The 18,301-nt window shown below is 58.5% G+C and carries 9 protein-coding genes; 2 read left to right on the top strand and 7 right to left on the bottom strand.

Features of this window, described 5'->3' with window-relative positions; all coding sequences use genetic code 11:
• Window positions 1-12: 12 nt before the first annotated feature.
• Window positions 13-2,712 carry a DNA gyrase subunit A gene (gyrA, locus tag DXB98_RS05095; RefSeq protein WP_117743385.1) on the top strand — a complete coding sequence of 900 codons (2,700 nt, stop codon included), beginning with the start codon at window positions 13-15 and terminating at the stop codon, window positions 2,710-2,712.
• A gap of 159 nt (window positions 2,713-2,871) precedes the next feature.
• On the opposite strand, the gene DXB98_RS05090 is transcribed toward gyrA, so the two are convergent.
• Genes DXB98_RS05090 through DXB98_RS05060 form a run of 7 tightly spaced genes read right to left on the bottom strand, consistent with a single transcriptional unit; the run spans window position 2,872 to window position 7,734 of the window.
• The gene (locus DXB98_RS05090; protein WP_117743366.1) at window positions 2,872-3,945 is read right to left on the bottom strand and encodes a type IV pilus twitching motility protein PilT; all 1,074 of its coding nucleotides are present in this window, start codon (window positions 3,943-3,945) and stop codon (window positions 2,872-2,874) included.
• Window positions 3,946-3,965: 20 nt separating this feature from the next.
• Window positions 3,966-4,469, bottom strand: coding sequence for a hypothetical protein (locus DXB98_RS05085; protein ID WP_117743365.1), 504 nt, complete (start codon window positions 4,467-4,469; stop codon window positions 3,966-3,968).
• Window positions 4,470-4,880 (bottom strand): hypothetical protein, encoded by a 411-nt coding sequence (locus tag DXB98_RS05080; protein WP_117743364.1) that lies wholly within the window; start codon window positions 4,878-4,880, stop codon window positions 4,470-4,472. It lies immediately after the preceding gene.
• 1 nt (window position 4,881) lies between these two features.
• Complete coding sequence (locus tag DXB98_RS05075) at window positions 4,882-5,421, bottom strand: DUF4860 domain-containing protein (protein ID WP_117743363.1); 540 nt, start codon at window positions 5,419-5,421, stop codon at window positions 4,882-4,884.
• A complete protein-coding gene (locus DXB98_RS05070; protein ID WP_117743362.1) occupies window positions 5,418-5,744 on the bottom strand; it encodes a hypothetical protein in 327 nt (108 codons plus the stop codon). The genes DXB98_RS05075 and DXB98_RS05070 overlap by 4 nt, the downstream gene beginning before the upstream one ends.
• A gap of 21 nt (window positions 5,745-5,765) precedes the next feature.
• Entirely contained in the window at window positions 5,766-6,818 is a 1,053-nt protein-coding gene (locus DXB98_RS05065) for a type II secretion system F family protein (protein WP_117743361.1), read from the bottom strand.
• A gap of 37 nt (window positions 6,819-6,855) precedes the next feature.
• Entirely contained in the window at window positions 6,856-7,734 is an 879-nt protein-coding gene (locus DXB98_RS05060; protein WP_158553150.1) for a transglutaminase family protein, read from the bottom strand.
• A 379-nt stretch (window positions 7,735-8,113) separates the two neighbouring features.
• Between DXB98_RS05060 and DXB98_RS05055 the strand changes: the two genes are divergently transcribed.
• Window positions 8,114-18,298, top strand: coding sequence for an Ig-like domain-containing protein (locus DXB98_RS05055; RefSeq protein ID WP_117743359.1), 10,185 nt, complete (start codon window positions 8,114-8,116; stop codon window positions 18,296-18,298).
• Window positions 18,299-18,301: the final 3 nt, after the last annotated feature.

Genomic DNA, 18,301 nt, shown 5'->3' with positions numbered 1-18,301 from the left:
AATAACGAGGGTATGGACGAGGCCGGCGATGCCGGTATGCCCGATGATCTGAAGCGCCTGCTTGCCCGTGCTGAGCAGGGCGAGGACGGCGATCCGGACGCCTATAACCCCGATGCCGATGATGATGAGGAAGAAGACGACGACGCCGAGCTCGAGGAGAGCTTTGGCGAAGTCGATCGCGGCGCCTCGGCCGGCGAGGATATCAACGGCGGCCAGCTCCAGATTTCGGAGTTTGGCCGCGAGATGAAGCAGTCGTTTATCGAGTATTCGATGTCGGTCATCACGGCGCGCGCCCTGCCGGACGTGCGCGACGGCTTAAAGCCGGTGCACCGCCGCATCCTGTACGCGATGAACGAGAGCGGCATCTACCCCAACCGCCCGCACAAGAAGTCGGCGTGGACGGTCGGCGAAGTTATCGGTAAGTACCACCCGCACGGCGATTCCGCGGTCTACGAGGCCATGGTTCGCCTGGCGCAGTGGTTCTCCATGCGCACGCCGCTCATCGACGGCCACGGCAACTTCGGCAACATCGATGGCGACGGCGCGGCGGCCATGCGTTACACCGAGAGCCGCCTGGCAAAGCCCGCCATGGAGCTTCTGCGCGACCTGCAGAAGGATACCGTCGACTGGCAGCCCAACTACGACGAATCGCTCGCCGAGCCCCAGGCGCTGCCTGCGCGCTTCCCCAACCTGCTGGTCAACGGCAGCCAGGGCATCGCCGTCGGCATGGCCACCAACATCGCCCCGCATAACCTCACCGAGGCGATCGAGGCCACCTGCTACCTGATCGACAACCCCGACGCCACCGTCGACGAGCTCATGCAGATTATGCCCGGTCCGGACTTCCCCACCGGCGCCATCATCATGGGCAGCGCTGGCATTAAGCAGAGCTACGAGACCGGCCGCGGTTCCATCACCGTGCGTGCCAAGGCCCATGTGGAGTCCACCAAGACCGGCCGCAGCCGCCTGGTCTTTACCGAGATTCCCTACATGGTCAACAAGGGCACCCTACAGGAGAAAATCGCCCAGCTCGTAAACGACAAGCGCATCGAGGGCATCTCGGACATGCGCGACGAGTCCAACCAAAAGGGCATCCGTCTGGTCATTGAGCTCAAGAAGGGCGTCATTCCGCAGGTCGTGCTCAACAACCTGTATAAGTACACCTCGCTGCAGACGACCTTCGGCGCCAACAACCTGGCGCTTGTCAACGGCGTGCCCAAATGCCTGAGCCTGCGCGAGATGCTGCAGCACTACATCGACCACCAGGTCGACGTCGTCACCCGCCGCACCCGCTTCGACCTTAAGAAGGCCCAGGCCCGCGCGCATATCCTCGAGGGCTACCTGATGGCCCTTGACCATATCGACGAGGTCATCAGCATCATCCGCTCCTCGCAGACCGACTCCGAGGCCAGCAGCCGCCTGATCGGGCGCTTTGGGTTTACGCCCGAGCAGACCACGGCCATCCTTGAGATGAAGCTCCGCCGCCTCACCGGCCTGGAGCGCGACAAGATCGAGGAAGAGCTCGACGGCCTGCGCCGCGCCATCGCCTACTACGAGGATCTGCTTGCGCACGAGGAGAAGATCCTCGGCGTGATCAAGGAGGAGATGCGCGAGATCGCCCGCAAGTTTGGCGACAAGCGCCGCACCGAGATCACCCACGCCGAGAAGGACCTTGACGTCGAGGACCTCATCGCCGACGAGGACATGGTCGTGACCATCACCCACACCGGCTACGTGAAGCGCATCCCGGTGGCCGCCTACCGCGCCCAGAAGCGCGGCGGCAAGGGCGTCTCCGGCGTGAGCCTCAAGGAAGACGACGTCATCGACGAGATGTTTATCGCGTCCACGCACGAGTACGTGCTGTTCTTCTCGAGCAAGGGCAAGGTCTATCGCCTGAAGGTGCACGAGCTGCCGGTGGGTACGCGCCAGGCGCGCGGTACCGCGATCGTCAACCTGCTGCCCTTCGAGGAGGGCGAGAAGATCGCGAGCGTCATCAGCTGCCGCGAGTTCCCAGCCAACGAGTACCTGATGTTTGCCACCAAGAGCGGCATGGTCAAGAAGACCGTGATGAGCGCATATGACCGCAGCCGCCGCGACGGCCTGATCGCTATCAACCTGCGTGACGACGACGCGCTGCTGAACGTGCGCCGCGTGCGCGAGGGTGACAAGATCATCCTGGCCACCACTGCGGGCAAGGCGATTATGTTCTCCGAGGAGCAGGTGCGCGCCACCGGCCGCGACACCAGCGGCGTTCGCGGTATCGGTATGAAGGACGGCGTGAGCGTTCTGGGCATGGAAGTCACTAACGGCAACGGCGATCTGTTCGTCATTACCGAGCGCGGCTACGGCAAACGCACGCCGGTTGCGGACTACCCGGAGCAGAATCGCGGCGGCCAGGGCGTCTACACCATCCAAATGACCGAGCGTAAGGGTAACCTCGCGGCCATGAAGGCGGTGGGCCCGCAGCACGAGCTGTTCATCGTGACGGAAGGCGCGACGGTCATTCGCGTCAAGACCGACGAGATCAGCCAGACTGGCCGCGCCACCCAGGGCGTCAAGATGATGACCGTCGACGACAGCGACCGCATCTGCGCCGTAGCCCGCATGGAGAGCGACAAGAAGGAGCTCGACGGCGAAGACGCGGAGGAGCCCGCGGAAAACGCCGGCGAGGACGTTTCCGAGGTTACGCCCGAGGTCGCAGACGAGGCATAAAAGAGCTTCTGTCTTGGACATATGGGCCGAGGCTGGGACCGGATGCAACTCGAATGGGCTGCGTCCGGTCCCTTTTTGCGCCGCGCTTAAGAAAAAGGGCCCGTCCCCGGGTTATCGGGGACGGGCCTGCTATCTGCGGCTCTGATGCCTTTTAAATTTCTACATGCCCTCGGCTTCGAAATGGCGGGCAAGGGCCTCTGGGTGGTTGGCGTGCTGCAAGGCGACATCTTTGGCCACGATGCCATCCTTTACGGTCTTGAATAGGGCTTGGTCCATGGTCTGCATGCCGAGCGCGCCGCCGGCGGCAATGACGGAATCGATCTGATGGGACTTTTCCTCGCGGATAAGGTTGCGGATGGCCGTGTTCATGACCATGACCTCAAACACCGGGGTGGTTCCACCGTCGATTGTGGGCACCAAGCGCTGGGCGACCGTAGCCTGCAGCACCATCGAGAGCTGGATGCGAACCTGGCGTTGCTGGTTGGGCGGGAAGGCGTCCAGGATGCGCTCGACGGTATCGGCGGCGCTGGCGGTGTGCAGCGTGGATAGGACCAGCTGCGCCAGCTCGGCTGCGGAGACGGCGGTACTGATGGTTTCGGTGTCGCGCATCTCGCCCAGCAAGATCACATCGGGGCTCTCGCGCATGGCCGAGCGAAGCGCCTCGGCATACGTGGCGACATCCGTGGGAATCTCGCGCTGCGTAATGATGCAGCTGCCGTGGCGGTGCACATACTCGATGGGGTCTTCCATGGTGATGATGTGCCCCTGGCGGGTGTGGTTCATGCGGTCGAGAATGCAGGCGAGGGTGGTGGACTTGCCGCTGCCGGCCGGTCCGGTGACCAGTACCAAGCCGCGCGTAAAGTCGCCCAGGCGCAGCACCTGCTCGGGGATATGCATCTCCTGAGCGTTAGGAAGGCCAAACGGGATCACGCGGATAACCGCGCCGAACGACCCGCGCTGGCGGAAGATGTTTGCGCGAAAGCGGCCGACGCCCGACACGGCAAAGCTAAAGTCGTCATCGTGGTTGACGTTGCCGCGGAACAGCTCGATATCGCGATTGGCGAGTTCGTAAATACCGGCGATGTATTCCTCGGTATCGCCCGGCATGAGCGGTGTACTGTCGGTTCGAACCATAATGCCGCTTTTTTGATAGGACAGGGGAAGCCCCGCAATGATAAAGACATCCGATGCCTTTGCATCGATCATCTGTTGAAGTAATTCCTTGAGCTGCATGAGAGTTCTCCTTATCGGTGTCAGTTGGCGGCGGAGCCGGTCCACAGGGTGTCGGAGTCGGCTTGATCGTTTTGGGTCGTGGTGACCCTCCATTCGTCGATGGAATAGGAAAGATCGTCGGCAAATGTTACGCGGGCGTCGAGCTTTCGTCCGTTGCGAGCACAGATGGTAAACAGGACGGACGTTCCGTCAACGGAGGTGTCGATGTCCAAATCCGTGGTATCGGCGTTGGCCTTTGCGTCCTGTTCGATGACATCGAGCTGCGCACCGATGCCGGAAACAGCCGAGGCCGCATCCGTCCCGCTTGCGTGGGCGGTGTCGTCCAGAACGGCAAGCATGGCCTGGCCGCACGATTCGATGCTGTAGGAGCTCGTGGAGGTAGCGGCTTGGCGCTTTGACATTTCCAGCGCCGCATTGGATGTGGTTGCACAGAGCATGGCAAGTACGGCGAGCAGGAGCACAGAGACGAGCGTGAGCAGGCTGACAGGCCCAATGCGTACGCCTTCGTTGGACTGATGGGACATCTACCTCACCTCGCTAACATATCGGGATGTATCGAGGGAGTAAACCTTGCCCTGGCTGTCGGACACGGTGATGTGCGCGCGCCATAGCGTGCCCGCGCTTCGCTTGGCCTGTGCGGTCTCGCAGGAGACCCTGTAGCCGTCGCGGCCCTTTAAAGCGACGCCGCGTCCCACCTTTTTACCCGCAGCGACGCCGGCGGGGTCGGCGGCGAACTCCTCGGCGGCGTTTTCTGCCACGTTGACCGCCTGACATAGGCGTTCGGACTGTTGAGATGCCGCGATGGATCGGGAAAAGAGCTGTGTCAGGACGCCCATGGACGAAACAAGGGCAACCAGCAGGATGAGCGTCTCGACTACAAATGCTGTAGTCGATTTAATGTGCCGAGAATCGTTGTGTGCGTTCGCCAAGGACATGTCACTCGCCTCCCTGCAGGTAGCGGAGGGCGACTTCGCAGGTGCCCTGATCGGTCGTAACGGTCAAAAGGCCGTTGTCGTACGTAAAGGCAAAGCTCGATGAATCGGTAATATTGCTTGCCTTGGAGGGGGTGTATTCCGTTCCTGCCAGGCTGTATTCCTGCACGATGCTGCCCTTGTAAAGATACAGGCGCGTTTCGTAGGTGCCAGAATCGAGGTTTTGGACAATCACAAGCGATTTGCCCTCGGGACCGTCTCCGACGGCGACGGCGCCCTTGGCGTCGTTGGCGCGCACGATATTGCAGATAAGCTCGATACCCTCGCGATGGGAAACGTTGGCGGCCTGTACGTCGGAGACGTGCCGATACACGTTGACGCCGGCGATCAGGGCCAGCAGTAGTGCGATAAAGAACACGCAGAGCAGCAGTAGCGGGAAGAGCCTGCGATGCTTGCGCTCGGTATTGCTCCGTGCAGAGGCTTCGGATAGCTTGGACAGTGCGGTGATGCGGTTGCTGCCTGCGGTTTCGTCGACATGGCTCATCGCGGCATCACCACCACGCTAGGCACGATATTGTCCGCTAGGTGCTCGTAGCTCACAACGTAGTCGTCATGGTCGATGATGAGGCCGTAGTGCTCTTCGAGGTGCTCGACTGTCTTGGGATAGCTACCCTCTATGGCGCAGCATTGCCGTGCGGAGTTAAGAATGGAATTGCGAAGTGCCACGGCTCCCTGTTCGCGCTGCGCGCGGCGGATAAAAAACGCCCCGCCGGCGATGGCGACAACAAGAAGCACGGCCACCGCGGCGGCTATAATGCCCCGCCGCTTGCGTGCCCGCAGCTCTTTGTCGGTTATCTCGTGAAACATGCGAAAACGTCTTTTCTGCAGCTAGGCGATAGAACCCATGATACCGATGAGCGGCAGCATGACGGCAATGAGCGTGGCTCCCACGGCGACGGTCAAAAACCCGGCAAGTACCGGCTCGACGTTATCGACCACGGCGTCGAGTTGCGAGATGGCATCGTCAAAGAAGATGCCGGCCAGTTGCCCGAGCACCTCGTCGGCGGAGCCGGAGTGAATGCCCACGGTGAGCATGCGTCCGTAGATGGGCTCAAACACGTTGTTTTCGTTGATTGCCTGGCCCAGGCTGCGCGGGTTGTCCAGGCTGACCATGCTCTGATGCGCCCGCTGTAGCTTGGCGCTCAGCTCGTCGTGATCGACCGCCGCCGCTGCGCGCTCCACGGCAATGCCGTCCTGTACGCCCGAGGCGACAAAGGCCGAAAGCGCGCTGGCAAAGCGCGAGACGGCCAGCTGATACATGGCGTCCTTGGTGAGCGGAAACTTTTCGAACATCTTGATAACGCGGATACGGCCGGTTTCGGTGCGCGCGAGTACGGCCACAGCGAGCGCGATAGCCGTGGCCACAAGCACCACGACAAGCGCGATCCAGCCAATCACGGCGGATGCGCCGATCATGGAGAACGAGCCAGACGTGAGAGAGCCGGAGATATTGGAATAGGCGTCGGTGAACGTCGGCAAAATGAAGGCTACGGTAAATATAAGGATGCAGCTCATAATGCACAGGAGCGCTGCCGGATAGACCACGGCGTTGCGCAATTTATTAAAGATACGACCCTCGCTGTCATAGTGGCGTCCCAGGCTGCGCAGGGCGCGCTCAATGCGTCCGGATGCCTCACCAATACGCACCATCTCGACGGCGTATTCTGGAAAAGCGCCCGTGCTTTCCATGGCGGTCGCGAGTCCGGTGCCATGGATGAGCTTGGCATACACGCCGTCGCATACTGTTTTAAAGTGCGACTGCTCGCGTTTTTCCGCAAGCATGTAGACGGCTTCTTCGGTCTGAATGCCTGCGGAAAGCATGGTGGCGATACTGTCGCAAAAAGCGCTGACCGCGCTGCTCTCCAATAACTTTTTCGCCATTTATCTCCCTGCTTTCGTACAAGCTATTTGACAGTGCTCAGTATACATAACGATCGGTGTATTCCTTTCCATCCCCCACGTTTTTGTTATCCCCGCTCGCGGCGAATGTCAGGTCCACGCGCGACCACGTGTTTCTGTCCACGCTAAATTGCGCGCTTTTCCAGGTACCATCGATATAGACCATGATCCACGCATGATAGATCTGGTCGGGGGATACATAGCCGGTGACAATTTTTGTGGGGATGCCCACGCTACGAAGCATAGCGGCTCCCAGGCTGGCGTAATCAAAGCAGATGCCTTTTTTGCTTGTCAGGGTTTTGTCGGGATTGGGGACATAGCCCGTGGCCTGCTTAAGTTTGGATGCCTTGTCGTTGTCGTAGGAAACGTTATCTACCACCCACTGACAGATGTCTTTTACGGCATCGCCCTGGTTTTGGGCGCCTTTGGTCAGTTCGCGCGCTTTTTTAACGCATGCGCTGGTATCGGTGTAATTGCAATACACGTTGGGCACGGTAAAGGGCGCCCATTCACTGCTCAACGCCACCGAGGCAGTTGCGCTGAGCAGCTCGACATAGTTGTCGCCCGAGGTGTTTTGCATCACACGAAACTGATAAACGCCGTCGCCAAACGTGAGGGGGCAAATGATGGCCGCACCGTCCTGCGGCAGGTCGTAGCTGTAAGTAGCCTGCCCGCTGGTGACGAGAAACTTAAGTCGTTGCTGGCTGGCGGCCGCCGCTCCAACGTAGCCGGCGTTTACGCACGAGGTGTCGATAGAGGCGCCGTTGGATGATTGTGCCGCATCGGCATGAAAGGCCGACGGGGAGATATGCTTTGGTGTCGAGAAATCTGCCCCAGAGGTTTCGCCCGACGAGTCCCCGCAAGCGGTGAGCGTTAGCGCGACAAGCGCCAGCAGCACCGCACAGACGATACGTGCCCCGGGACGTGCCCTATGTGTAAAAGAAACGCTCATTCGGTTAAGTATAGACGCTCATGCGCCATGGGTGGCTGCCATTTTGGCCTATGGCAAAAGGTGCGTTGTGCGACGTTATCGAAATGCTGGCCCAGCAATGATGATTAACGTCCAAATTTGGTCTATCTCTATAGTATATTGACTATGACTGATTCTATTGATTTGCGTCGTTCTGCCAGGCGGCGCGTTCAATTTGGTCGTTGGCAGGGCCCGCGTGAGGGCGCGGTGACCTGCTCGGGCGGCATGATCTGCGTGAGGGCGCGGTGACTTGCCGGGTGACGCTATCCCGTGTGAGGGCACGGGGGACCTGTTGGAGTGAGGAACTGTGCGCAAGAACGATCGATTCGAGCAGGAATTGAACGTTGTCGGTGCCGCACGCCGGGCAAAGGCCTTTGGCATCAAGACTATGACGGTTGTTGTGACGGTAGCAATGCTGGTCTCGGGCGTGCCGACAAGGGTGATTGCCGAGGGTCTGCAAGAGGCAGGCGTTATTGCCGCGCAAGATTCGACGGACCAGAGTGCGTCGAGCAGCGGGCAGCAGGAAACTGCTCAGTCGAATACGCAGGAACAGCCTCAGGCGGCGTCCGAGCAAGCGGCTCAGCCCAGCTCGCAGGACAATGCTGCCGCTGCGCAGAATGACTCCCCGTCGGCCCAGCCCGCCCCGTCTGCTCAACCCTCCCAGCAGACGGAAACGGCCGATATCGCCCTCACGCTCAACAACGCCTCCATCACGTACAAGGGCCAGGTTGTTGCGCAGCCGGCCCAAAAGGTGACGGCGCCTACGAGCGACAGCTTTGAGTTCACCGTTCAGCCGGACAACGGTTACAAGCTGAGCAAGGTCACCCTCACGGTTAGCGGCGCCGACCGCGAACTCAAGGCCGATGCCAATGGCTTGTACACCGTAGACGCTGCCGACGTGGCGCAGTCTCCGCGCGTCACGCTCGAGACCGAGCAGGAAAAGGCCGCCGAGCCGGCAAAGGAGGCCACCCCGATCGAGGACACCGAGGGTGTCAGTGACGATAACGCAGCAGCCGATCAGGCTGAGAACAAAAAGTCGGACGAGAAGGACGTTAATGCCGTAGATGTCGCGGCACCGGCTGACGCTAAGGAGGAGAAGTATACCGTTGAGGTTGGCGGGACGGTCCCTATTGACGGCAGCTCTAGCTTTTTCAATACCTGGGAGTCTGATAACGAGTCGATTGCTACGGTTGACGACGCTGGCAATGTGACTGGCGTGGGAGTCGACACGACTACCATTAAGCACACGTTTGGTTTAATTCCCAGAAGTACCGAGACTTTCACCGTCCAGGTCACGCCGGCCCAGCCCAAGATTTCCGGCGCGGATACCGTCAAGAAGGGCGATTCTACTACCTTTACCGTATCCGGCTTTGAGCAGGGCCAGACCGTTCAGTGGATGTCCGCAGACAGCAATATCGCTACTGTTGACGCCAACGGCCAGGTGACTGGCGTCCATGTTGGCAAGACCAATATCACCGCTTACACCACTAACAAGCAGAGTGTTTCCAAGCAGATCGAAGTCAAGCGCGACGATTCGCACGGTGGCTATTATGTCTACCTTTACACCAAGGCCGAGGGCGACACGGATGGCCTTGCGCTGGAGGTTAACAGTAGGGGCTGGTACACCATTGGCCGCGTTTGGGTCAAGGATATTGCCCAACCCTGGGGGAGATCCGGGTACGCCACCAGCGGCACGAACTACGATAAGACTATTGAGGCTCTCCGCGACTCGGACAATATCGACCTTTACGGTGTAAACAGCATTGACATCAAAGATATTGACTGGGCTAAGTTCGGCTTAAAAACGGACAATGGAGCAAATGATTACGTCTATCCCGGTGAGTGGACCTGGCATCTTGACGGTTATGTCAAATTAGATAATTCCGGTTCTTTGGTCTTTCATTACAAGGATGTGGATACCGACGATCCGGTTCGCGAGGATTACACCACCACTGCTAAGGTGACGGGCGAGAACTTTGACTTCTCTTCGCTCAGATTTTCGATTGACGGCTACACGTACGATCATGCCGAACCTGAGTCTGTGAAGGTCGAGAAGAAACAGACCAAGTATGTCACCCTCTATTACAGGAAGGGCACGTACCCCTATACCGTTAAGTACTTGGAAGCTGGCACTAATAAAGTGCTCAGCAAGGAAAAGAAGGGCGGCGGTAAGTATGGCTCCGAGGTGACGGAGAAAGCCAGGGATATCGATGGCTATGAGCTTGCTGACAGTACCAAGCAACAACAGAGCATCCATCTTGGTACCGGGGACAATGTCATAACCTTCTATTACAAGAAGGCACCGGCCGCCTCCTATACCGTAAACTATTACTGGAACGGCACCAAAGAAAAAGTTGCCAAGTCGAAAACCGTCAGTACCGGCTATGTGGGTAAAAAGGTTGAAGAGGCCCCCGACGACAACGTCAAGGACTGCACTCCGGTGAGTGATGCCTCCAAGACCATCAAGTTGGTCAAGGACGAAAATGAGAACGTAATCAACTTCTATTACTACAAGAACGTTGAGCTAACGGCCAAGTCCGACACTGTTACTTATAACGGTAAGAAGCAGAGCGTCTCCGGCTTTACCGGTGCCCCCAAGGATGCCGACTTCTCTGAGATTAAAGTTGGTGCATCTGGCACCAATGCCGGGACCTACCCCGCTAGCTTTGCAGGCGGCACCGTTGGTAAAGTTGACGCAACCGGGAAGTACGTTGTTACTGGGGTCACTAGTGGCGAGCTTGTAATTAACCCCGTCACCAAACAGGTGGTTATTACCATCACTGGCCATAACGGCGGTGAAAAGTACAACGGCGAAGAGCAATCTGTGTCCGGTTTCGATGTCTCCGGTCTGCCCGAAGGCTTGACCAAGGATGACATTGCGTGCGACGGTAAGGCAGAGGCCAAGGGCAAAGATGCCGGCACTTACCCCATGAACCTTGAGGCGTCACAGTTCTCGCTTACTGGTGATGCTGCCAACAACTTCACTAACGTGACGTTCGAAGTGACCGACGGCAAGCTCACCATTAATAAGCGCGACGTGACCATTAAGCCCAAAGATGCCACTAAGGTCTACAACGGCAAGAAGCTTGTCGCGACTGATTGGGAGGTTGCGAAGGGCTCCCTTGATTTTGTTAAGGATCAGGGCATTGCCAATCCCAAGTACACTGGCTCTCAGACAAAGCCTGGTTCGAGCAAGAGTGGAATCTCGAGCTGGGGCTATAAGGACAATACCAAGGCAGATAACTATAACATCAAGACTGCAAACGGCACGCTGACCGTGACCTCACGTGGTGCGACTCAGACCATTACGGTTGAGGCCAATTCCACCGACGCGATTTACGATGGGACTGAGCACTCTGCCAAGGGCCTCAAGTCCACTACTTTTACTGTCGACGGAGAAACGTATACCGTTTCCGGTCTTACTACCGATGATCCGGTCAAAACCGACGCGGGCACCTACACCAACAACATTACCGGCACCGCTAAGGTGACCGATGCCGATGGCAATGACGTGACGAGCGAGTTTAAGGTTGAGACCAAGAACGGCGCTCTTAATATCGCTAAGGCCACAGTTACCATCGCGCCGAAGGACGCATCTAAGCCCTATGACGGCAGTCCGCTTGCTGCATCCGAGTTCACCGCTACCGGATTTGTCGGCAACGACGGCGTGACCAACGTCGTCTACGAAGGTTCCCAAACTGATGCCGGCGAGAGCACGAGCTCCATCGTTAGCTATGAGCCTGCAGAGGGAACCAACCTCAACAATTACAACATCACCAAGGGCACCGGCACCCTTACGGTGACAGCTACTGATGCTGCTATTATTGTCAAGATCAAGGGCAATACCGACACCCAGAAGTACAGCGGTAACGCGCAGAGCGTCTCCGGCTATACCGTTGTGGGCGTGACCGTTGATGGTAAGGATTTCAAACTGTATGGTGCGGAAGCTGGAACCGACTTTACGTTCAGCGGTAACGCAACTGCGACGCGCACCGATGCCGGCACTACGAACATGGGCCTCGCGGCGGATCAGTTTAACAACATCAACAAGAACTTCTCTAACGTCACCTTTGAGGTTGAAGACGGCTCGATGACTATCACCAAGCGTGAGGTTACGCTGACTTCTGCAAATGACAAGAAACCCTATGACGGAACCGCTCTTACTAACTCCAAAGTTACGGTTTCGGGTGATGGGTTCGTCTCGGGTCAGGGCTTCAAGGCTAACGTGACTGGCTCGCAGACCAATGCCGGATCGAGCCTCAACACCTTTACGTATGAGCTCACCGGCGTGACCAAAGACGAGAATGACAACTACGACATTACAGTTGCTCCCGGTACACTGACCGTTAATCCGATTACCGACCTCGTGACTGTCACCATCGTTGGTAATCATGAGTCCGGGACCTATAACGGCGAGGAGCTCAAGGCCGAGGGCTATGCCTTCACTTCTGATAACAAGCTGTACACCCAGGACAAGGTTAACTTTAGCGGTACCGCCGAGGCGGCGCGCACCTATGCCGGCAAGACTGAGATGGGCTTGAATGGCAAGTTCGCAAACGCTGACACTACCAATTTCAAAAACGTCAAGTTCGAGGTAACTGACGGCTATGTGGACATTGCTAAGGCTCCCGTGACTCTGAAGTCCCGCGACCTTATCAAGCCGTACGACGGTACGCCGCTCACCAACGGCGAGACCGCGCTCGAGACCGAGACCGGCTTTGCCGAGGGCGAGGGCGCGACCTACACCTTCACCGGCTCCCAGACGCTCGTCGGCTCCAGCGCCAACGCCTTCAGCTACACGCTGAAGCCCAACACCAAGGAGGGCAACTACAAGATCACCAAGGCCGAGGGCACGCTGACCGTGACCAACCGCGAGGCCAAGTACAAGATCGCGGTCAAGGCCAAGTCGAATACGGCCACCTACAACGGCGAGCCGCACTCCGCCAAGGGCCTCAAGCAGGACGAGTTCACGGTCGAGGGCAACAAGTACACCGTCTCCGGCCTCACCACCGAGGACCCGACCAAGACTGACGCCGGCACCTACACCAACAACATCACCGGCACCGCCGTGGTGGAGGACGCCGAGGGCAACGACGTCACGGGCCAGTTCGAGGTCACGACCGAGAACGGTTCCCTCGTCATCGACAAGGCGACCGTCACTATGAAGTCCGCTTCTGACGAGTGGACCTATGACGGCAATGAGCACACTAAGCATGATATGGAGTTCGTGAATGGCTTCGTTGATGGCGAGGGCGCGACAATTAGTTATATCGGCGCCATCACCAATGCTGGCGAGACTAAGAACACCTTTACCTATAAGTTGAACGAGGGCACGAATCCCGATAACTACACCATTGCTGATCCCGAGTACGGCACCCTTAAGGTGAAGCCGGTTTCCGATAAGGTTACCGTTACCATCACGGGCAAAAAGGACACCAAGCCTTATAACGGCGAAGAGCAGTCTGTGACTGGCTATGACTTCTCCGCCGATAATGATCTCTACACTCAGAACTGTGTCGGATTTACCGGTGAGGCAACTGCTAAGGGTACCGCGGTCGGCACCTACGACATGGAGCTTAAGTCCACCGATTTCTCTAACAACAATCAGAACTTCTCCAAGGTCACCTTTGTGATTGTCGATGGTCGGCTCACCATTACATCCAAGAGCATCGAGACCGGTGAGGGTATGACGGTTGAGAAGCCAGCTGATGTGCCCTACAACGGAAAGGTCCAGAAGCAGAAGCCTGTCGTCAAGGACGGCGATAACACGCTGGTCGAGGATACCGACTACATACTCTCTTATAGCGAAGACGCTACCAACGTCGGAACGGTGAAGGTTACCGTTACCGGTGTGGGCAACTATAGCGGCAAAGCTGAGGTGACCTATCAGATCACCAAACGCTCCGTGGTTCTGACTAGTGAGACGGCATCGAAGCCTTACGACGGCACGCCGCTTACCAAACCCGTTGTGACCGTGGCAGGCGATGGCTTCGTCGAGGGCGAGGTTACCAGCATCCGTGCCGCCGGCTCCGTGACCACGGTCGCGGAGGGCAAGGTCACCAACGCTATTGAGTTTGACACGAGCAAAACATTTAAACCGACCAACTACGACATTACTAAGAATGAGGGCAAGCTCAGCATCACTGAACTCTCTGCTGAGAACGGTCTTACCATTAAACCGAACAGCGTCGACTATCCGTATGACGCAACGAAGCATGCCGCGGCTGCTGCCACTGCTAATGCCTCTGTAAGTGGCACCAAGGTGAACCTTGAGTATCGCGTCAAGGGTACCACTGATGACAACTGGACTAGCGATCCCGCAACAATCACTGCGGTCAATGCTGGCGAAACCGTGATTGAGGTCCGCGCTTCTGCCGCCAATTACAGTGGTTATAAGTACGCTGAGCAGACCCTCACTATTAATAAGCGCACCGTTGAGCTCGAGAGCGCCAGCGCCACTAAGGTTTACGACGGCACGCCGCTCGTCAACGACCGGGTTGCTGTTTCGCGCGAGGGCTTTATCAAGAGTGATCTTGCGGAAGACGTTCATGCAACCGGCACTCAGACTAAGGTCGGTGCGAGCGATAACACCATCTCCTATAAGCTCAAGGAAGGTGTCGCCGACAACTACAATATCCTGCCCGAGAAGCTGGGTACCCTGACCGTGACCGCTCAGTCCATTGTCCCCGATCCGGAGAATCCAGACGGCTACAAGGGCGTCACCATCAGCGACCCGTCCAGCTCCGTCTACAACGGCGAGGTGCACAAGTGGGTGCCCGAGGTCAAGGACGCCAAGGGTGTTGCACTCACGGAGGGTACCGACTACACGGTTTCCTATGACACCGATAACTTTATCGATGCAAAGAAGATTACGGTGACCATTGCCGGCACGGGCAACTATTGCGGCTCTGTCACCAAGACCTACAGGATTACCAAGGCGCCCCTTACGGTTAACGCCAAGAGCGCCTCGAAGGTCTACGACGGCAACGAGCTGACCGCCGGCGGCACCATCGAGGGCCTCGTGGGCGACGAGACAGCGACTGCCAAGACCGAGGGCTCTCAGACCAAGGTCGGCAGCTCTGATAACAAGTTCGTCGGAATTGAGTGGGATGGTACCGCCAAGGAGAACAACTACTACATTCAGTCGCAGAATGACGGCGTTCTGACCGTTACCGCCAAGGGTGTTGCTGCTCTTGAGGTCGGTACCTTGGCAGATGTCGTGTACAGCGGGATCGACCAGGCGCAGAAGCCTGAGGTCAAGGATGGTAACAAGGCGCTCAAGGAGGGCACCGACTACAAGGTCTCCTTCTCCAAGGACGTCAAGAACGTCGGCACCGTGACCGTCACCGTCACCGGCAAGGGCAACTACGCCGGCTCCGTCGAGCGCGCCTACCAGATCACCCCCGCCCCGCTTACGGTTGAGACTAAGGGCGCCACGAAGGTCTACGACGGCGAGGCGCTGACCCACGACGTCGCCACCATCAAGGGCCTCAAGAACAAGGAGACCGCGACGATCCATGCCACGGGCTCCCAGACCGAGGTCGGCGAGAGCGACAACGGCTATGCCATCACCTGGGACGGTTCTGCCCAGAAGGACAACTACACCATCAAGACCAAGACGATCGGCAAGCTCGTGGTGAGCGAGACGGCCGACCAGATCACGGCCACGCTGGTAAATGTCGAGACGACCTACGACGGCAGCGCGCATGGCACCACCGTCCAGGTCACCGGCCTGCCCAAGGGCTATACCGTCAAGAAGGCCGAGTCCAAGGCCACGGCGACCGACGTTGCCGACGGCGAAGTCAAGGCCACGGTCGACGAGCTCGTCATCGTGAACGCACAGGGCAAGGACGTCACGTCCAAGCTCAACATCAAGCGCGGCACCGCGACGATCAAGATCAATCCCGCCCCGCTGACGGTTACGACCGACGGCGGCGAGAAGGAGTACGACGGCACGGCACTGACCGCCAACGGCATTAAGGTCGAGGGCCTCAAAGGCAAGGACTCCGTCTCTGCCAAGACCACCGGCAGCCGCACCAAGGTCGGCTCCTCTAACAACACCTACGAGATCAACTGGAAGGACACCAAGAAATCCAACTACAAGGTGACCGATGTCCTCGGTAAGCTCAAAGTCAAGCCGTCCAACAAGGCCGTGACGCTTACGAGCGGCACTGCATCGCATGCCTACAGCGGCCATGCCCTGACGAGCGATGAGATTAAGGCCGAGGGCCTGCCCGAGGGCTTTACGGTCAAGGCCAAGATGGACGGCGCTCAGACCGACACCGGTTCTTCCAAGAATACGGTCAAGAGCTACAAGATCCTCGACGCCAAGGGCAACGACGTGACCGACATGTTCGCGAACGTCACCGTCAAGACCGGCACGCTCACGGTTAGCCCGAAGAAGATCACGGTCGAGACCGAGGGCGCCACCAAGGTATACGACGGCGAGGAGCTCACGAACAAGAACGGTGCCATTCACGGCCTGGTCTCTGGCGAGCACGCCGATGTCATGACCAACGGCACGCAGACCAACGTCGGCTCCAGCGACAACGGCTACACCATCGCCTGGGGTACCGCCAAGGAAGGCAACTACACGATCGCTTCCGATACGCTCGGCAAGCTCGTCGTCATGCCCCAGTCCGTGAACCCGAACGACCCGTCGTACCACAAGCTCCAGGTGAGCAATCCTGCGGACCTGACCTATGACGGCCAGACCCATAAGTGGGCTCCCGAGGTAAAGGACTACACCGGTACCGAGCTCAAGGAGGGTGTGGACTACACGCTCGCCTACGACACCGATGACTTTATCAACGCCGGTTCTATTACGGTGACGGTTGTCGGCAAGGGCAACTACACCGGCACGGTCTCGAGGACTTACCGCATTAAGCCGGCACCGGTCTCCATCAAGACCGAGAGCGCCGCGCGCGTCTACAACGGCAAGGCCCTGACGGCTGGCGGTGCTATCACCGGCCTCGTCAACGGCGAGACGGTCGACTTCCGTGTTATCGGCAGCCAGACCAAGGTCGGCCATTCGGCGAACACCTATAAGCTCGCTTGGACCGGCACGGCCCGTGAGGCGAACTACACCGTTGACTCCATCGAGACCGGCACGCTGACGGTGACTGAGTCCGAGGACACCGTGGTGGTTACCACGACGGGTGGCACCTTTACCTACGACGGCAAGGCGCACGGCGCGACGGTTGCCGTTTCGCAACTGCCCGAGGGTTACACCGTTGACGGCACGCCCAGCTCGGACGCAACCGCTACGGATGCGAACGGCGATGGCGTCAAGGCTACGGTGGACCACTTGGTGATCCGCAACGCCGAGGGCGAGGATGTGACGTCCAAGCTCAACATCAAGAAGGTTGACGGAACCATCAAGGTTCTGCCTGCGGAGTTGACGGTTACGACCGACTCTGCCACCAAGGTATACGACGGCACGGCGCTGACTGCCGGCGCCACCGTGACTGGCCTGGTGGGCGATGAGGAGGCAACGCTTGAGGCTACCGGCAAGCAGACCCAGGTGGGTTCCTCCGGCAACGGTTACAAGCTGACGTTTGACAAGACGGCCAAGGACAAGAACTACAAGGTTGTCTCCGAGAACCTCGGCACGCTTACCGTGACCAAGCAGTCCATCGTTCCGTCCGAACCCGGCACGCCGAGCGATAACTACAAGGGCGTTACGGTCGATGACCCCAAGGATGCCGTCTACGATGGCGTCGAGCACAAGTGGGCGCCCGTTGTGAAGGACGCCGAAGGCAAGACGCTCGTTGAGGGTACTGACTACGTGGTCTCCTACGACATCGATGACTTTATCGATGTCGCGACGATCAACGTGACCATTACCGGCAAGGGCAACTACGCCGGAACGATTGCCAAGAGCTATCGCATCACCAAGGTCCCGCTGCATGTTGTGACGGGCAGCGCCACTAAGGTCTACGACGGCCAGGCGCTTACAAGCGCAACGGTCACGATCGACGGTCTGGCTAAGCGCGACCGTATTGGCGTCGCTGTCACTGGTAGCCAGACAAACGTCGGTAGCTCGCAGAACACCTACGCCATCGACTGGATGCAGACGAGTGCAGATAACTACGAGCTGACCGATGAGCTCGGTACGCTGACGGTTGCCGCCGCGCCTGCAAGGCCAACTACCCCGACGACTCCGACCACCCCGGCGACGCCCACGGTTCCCAACCCGACGCCTAACAGCTCGGACGGTGGCTCCACCACGACGACCACGGTGCCCAAGGGCGACGACTCCTCGGCCAGCAACGATCAGGAGCAAAAGGAAGAGAAGATCTTCGACGCCAAGAACCCGCTGGGTAAGTTCGACGGCAAGAAGGACACCTGCTGGGTCCACTGGTACATGATCGTCTGCGCAGTCGCAACTGCGGCATACGGCCTGTTTGTTGGCCTGCGTCGCGACAAGCACGGCCGTCGCCTGCAAAACGACCTGGACAAGGTCCTTGGCGACGACGAGACTCAGGAATAAAGG

The sequence above is a fragment of the Collinsella sp. OM07-12 genome, from assembly GCF_003438275.1.
Lineage (GTDB): Bacteria > Actinomycetota > Coriobacteriia > Coriobacteriales > Coriobacteriaceae > Collinsella.
Note: the sequence above shows the minus strand (reverse complement) of the source record. Positions and strands in the feature narration are given on the sequence as shown.

What these genes read in the sequence shown, in the direction of transcription:
- DXB98_RS05075 (WP_117743363.1), bottom strand. Translation starts at nt 5,421, where the DNA reads ATGAGCCATGTCGACGAAACCGCAGGCAGCAACCGCATCACCGCACTG.
- DXB98_RS05065 (WP_117743361.1), bottom strand. Translation starts at nt 6,818, where the DNA reads ATGGCGAAAAAGTTATTGGAGAGCAGCGCGGTCAGCGCTTTTTGCGAC.
- DXB98_RS05090 (WP_117743366.1), bottom strand. Translation starts at nt 3,945, where the DNA reads ATGCAGCTCAAGGAATTACTTCAACAGATGATCGATGCAAAGGCATCG.
- DXB98_RS05070 (WP_117743362.1), bottom strand. Translation starts at nt 5,744, where the DNA reads ATGTTTCACGAGATAACCGACAAAGAGCTGCGGGCACGCAAGCGGCGG.
- DXB98_RS05080 (WP_117743364.1), bottom strand. Translation starts at nt 4,880, where the DNA reads ATGTCCTTGGCGAACGCACACAACGATTCTCGGCACATTAAATCGACT.
- gyrA (WP_117743385.1), top strand. Translation starts at nt 13, where the DNA reads ATGGACGAGGCCGGCGATGCCGGTATGCCCGATGATCTGAAGCGCCTG.
- DXB98_RS05085 (WP_117743365.1), bottom strand. Translation starts at nt 4,469, where the DNA reads ATGTCCCATCAGTCCAACGAAGGCGTACGCATTGGGCCTGTCAGCCTG.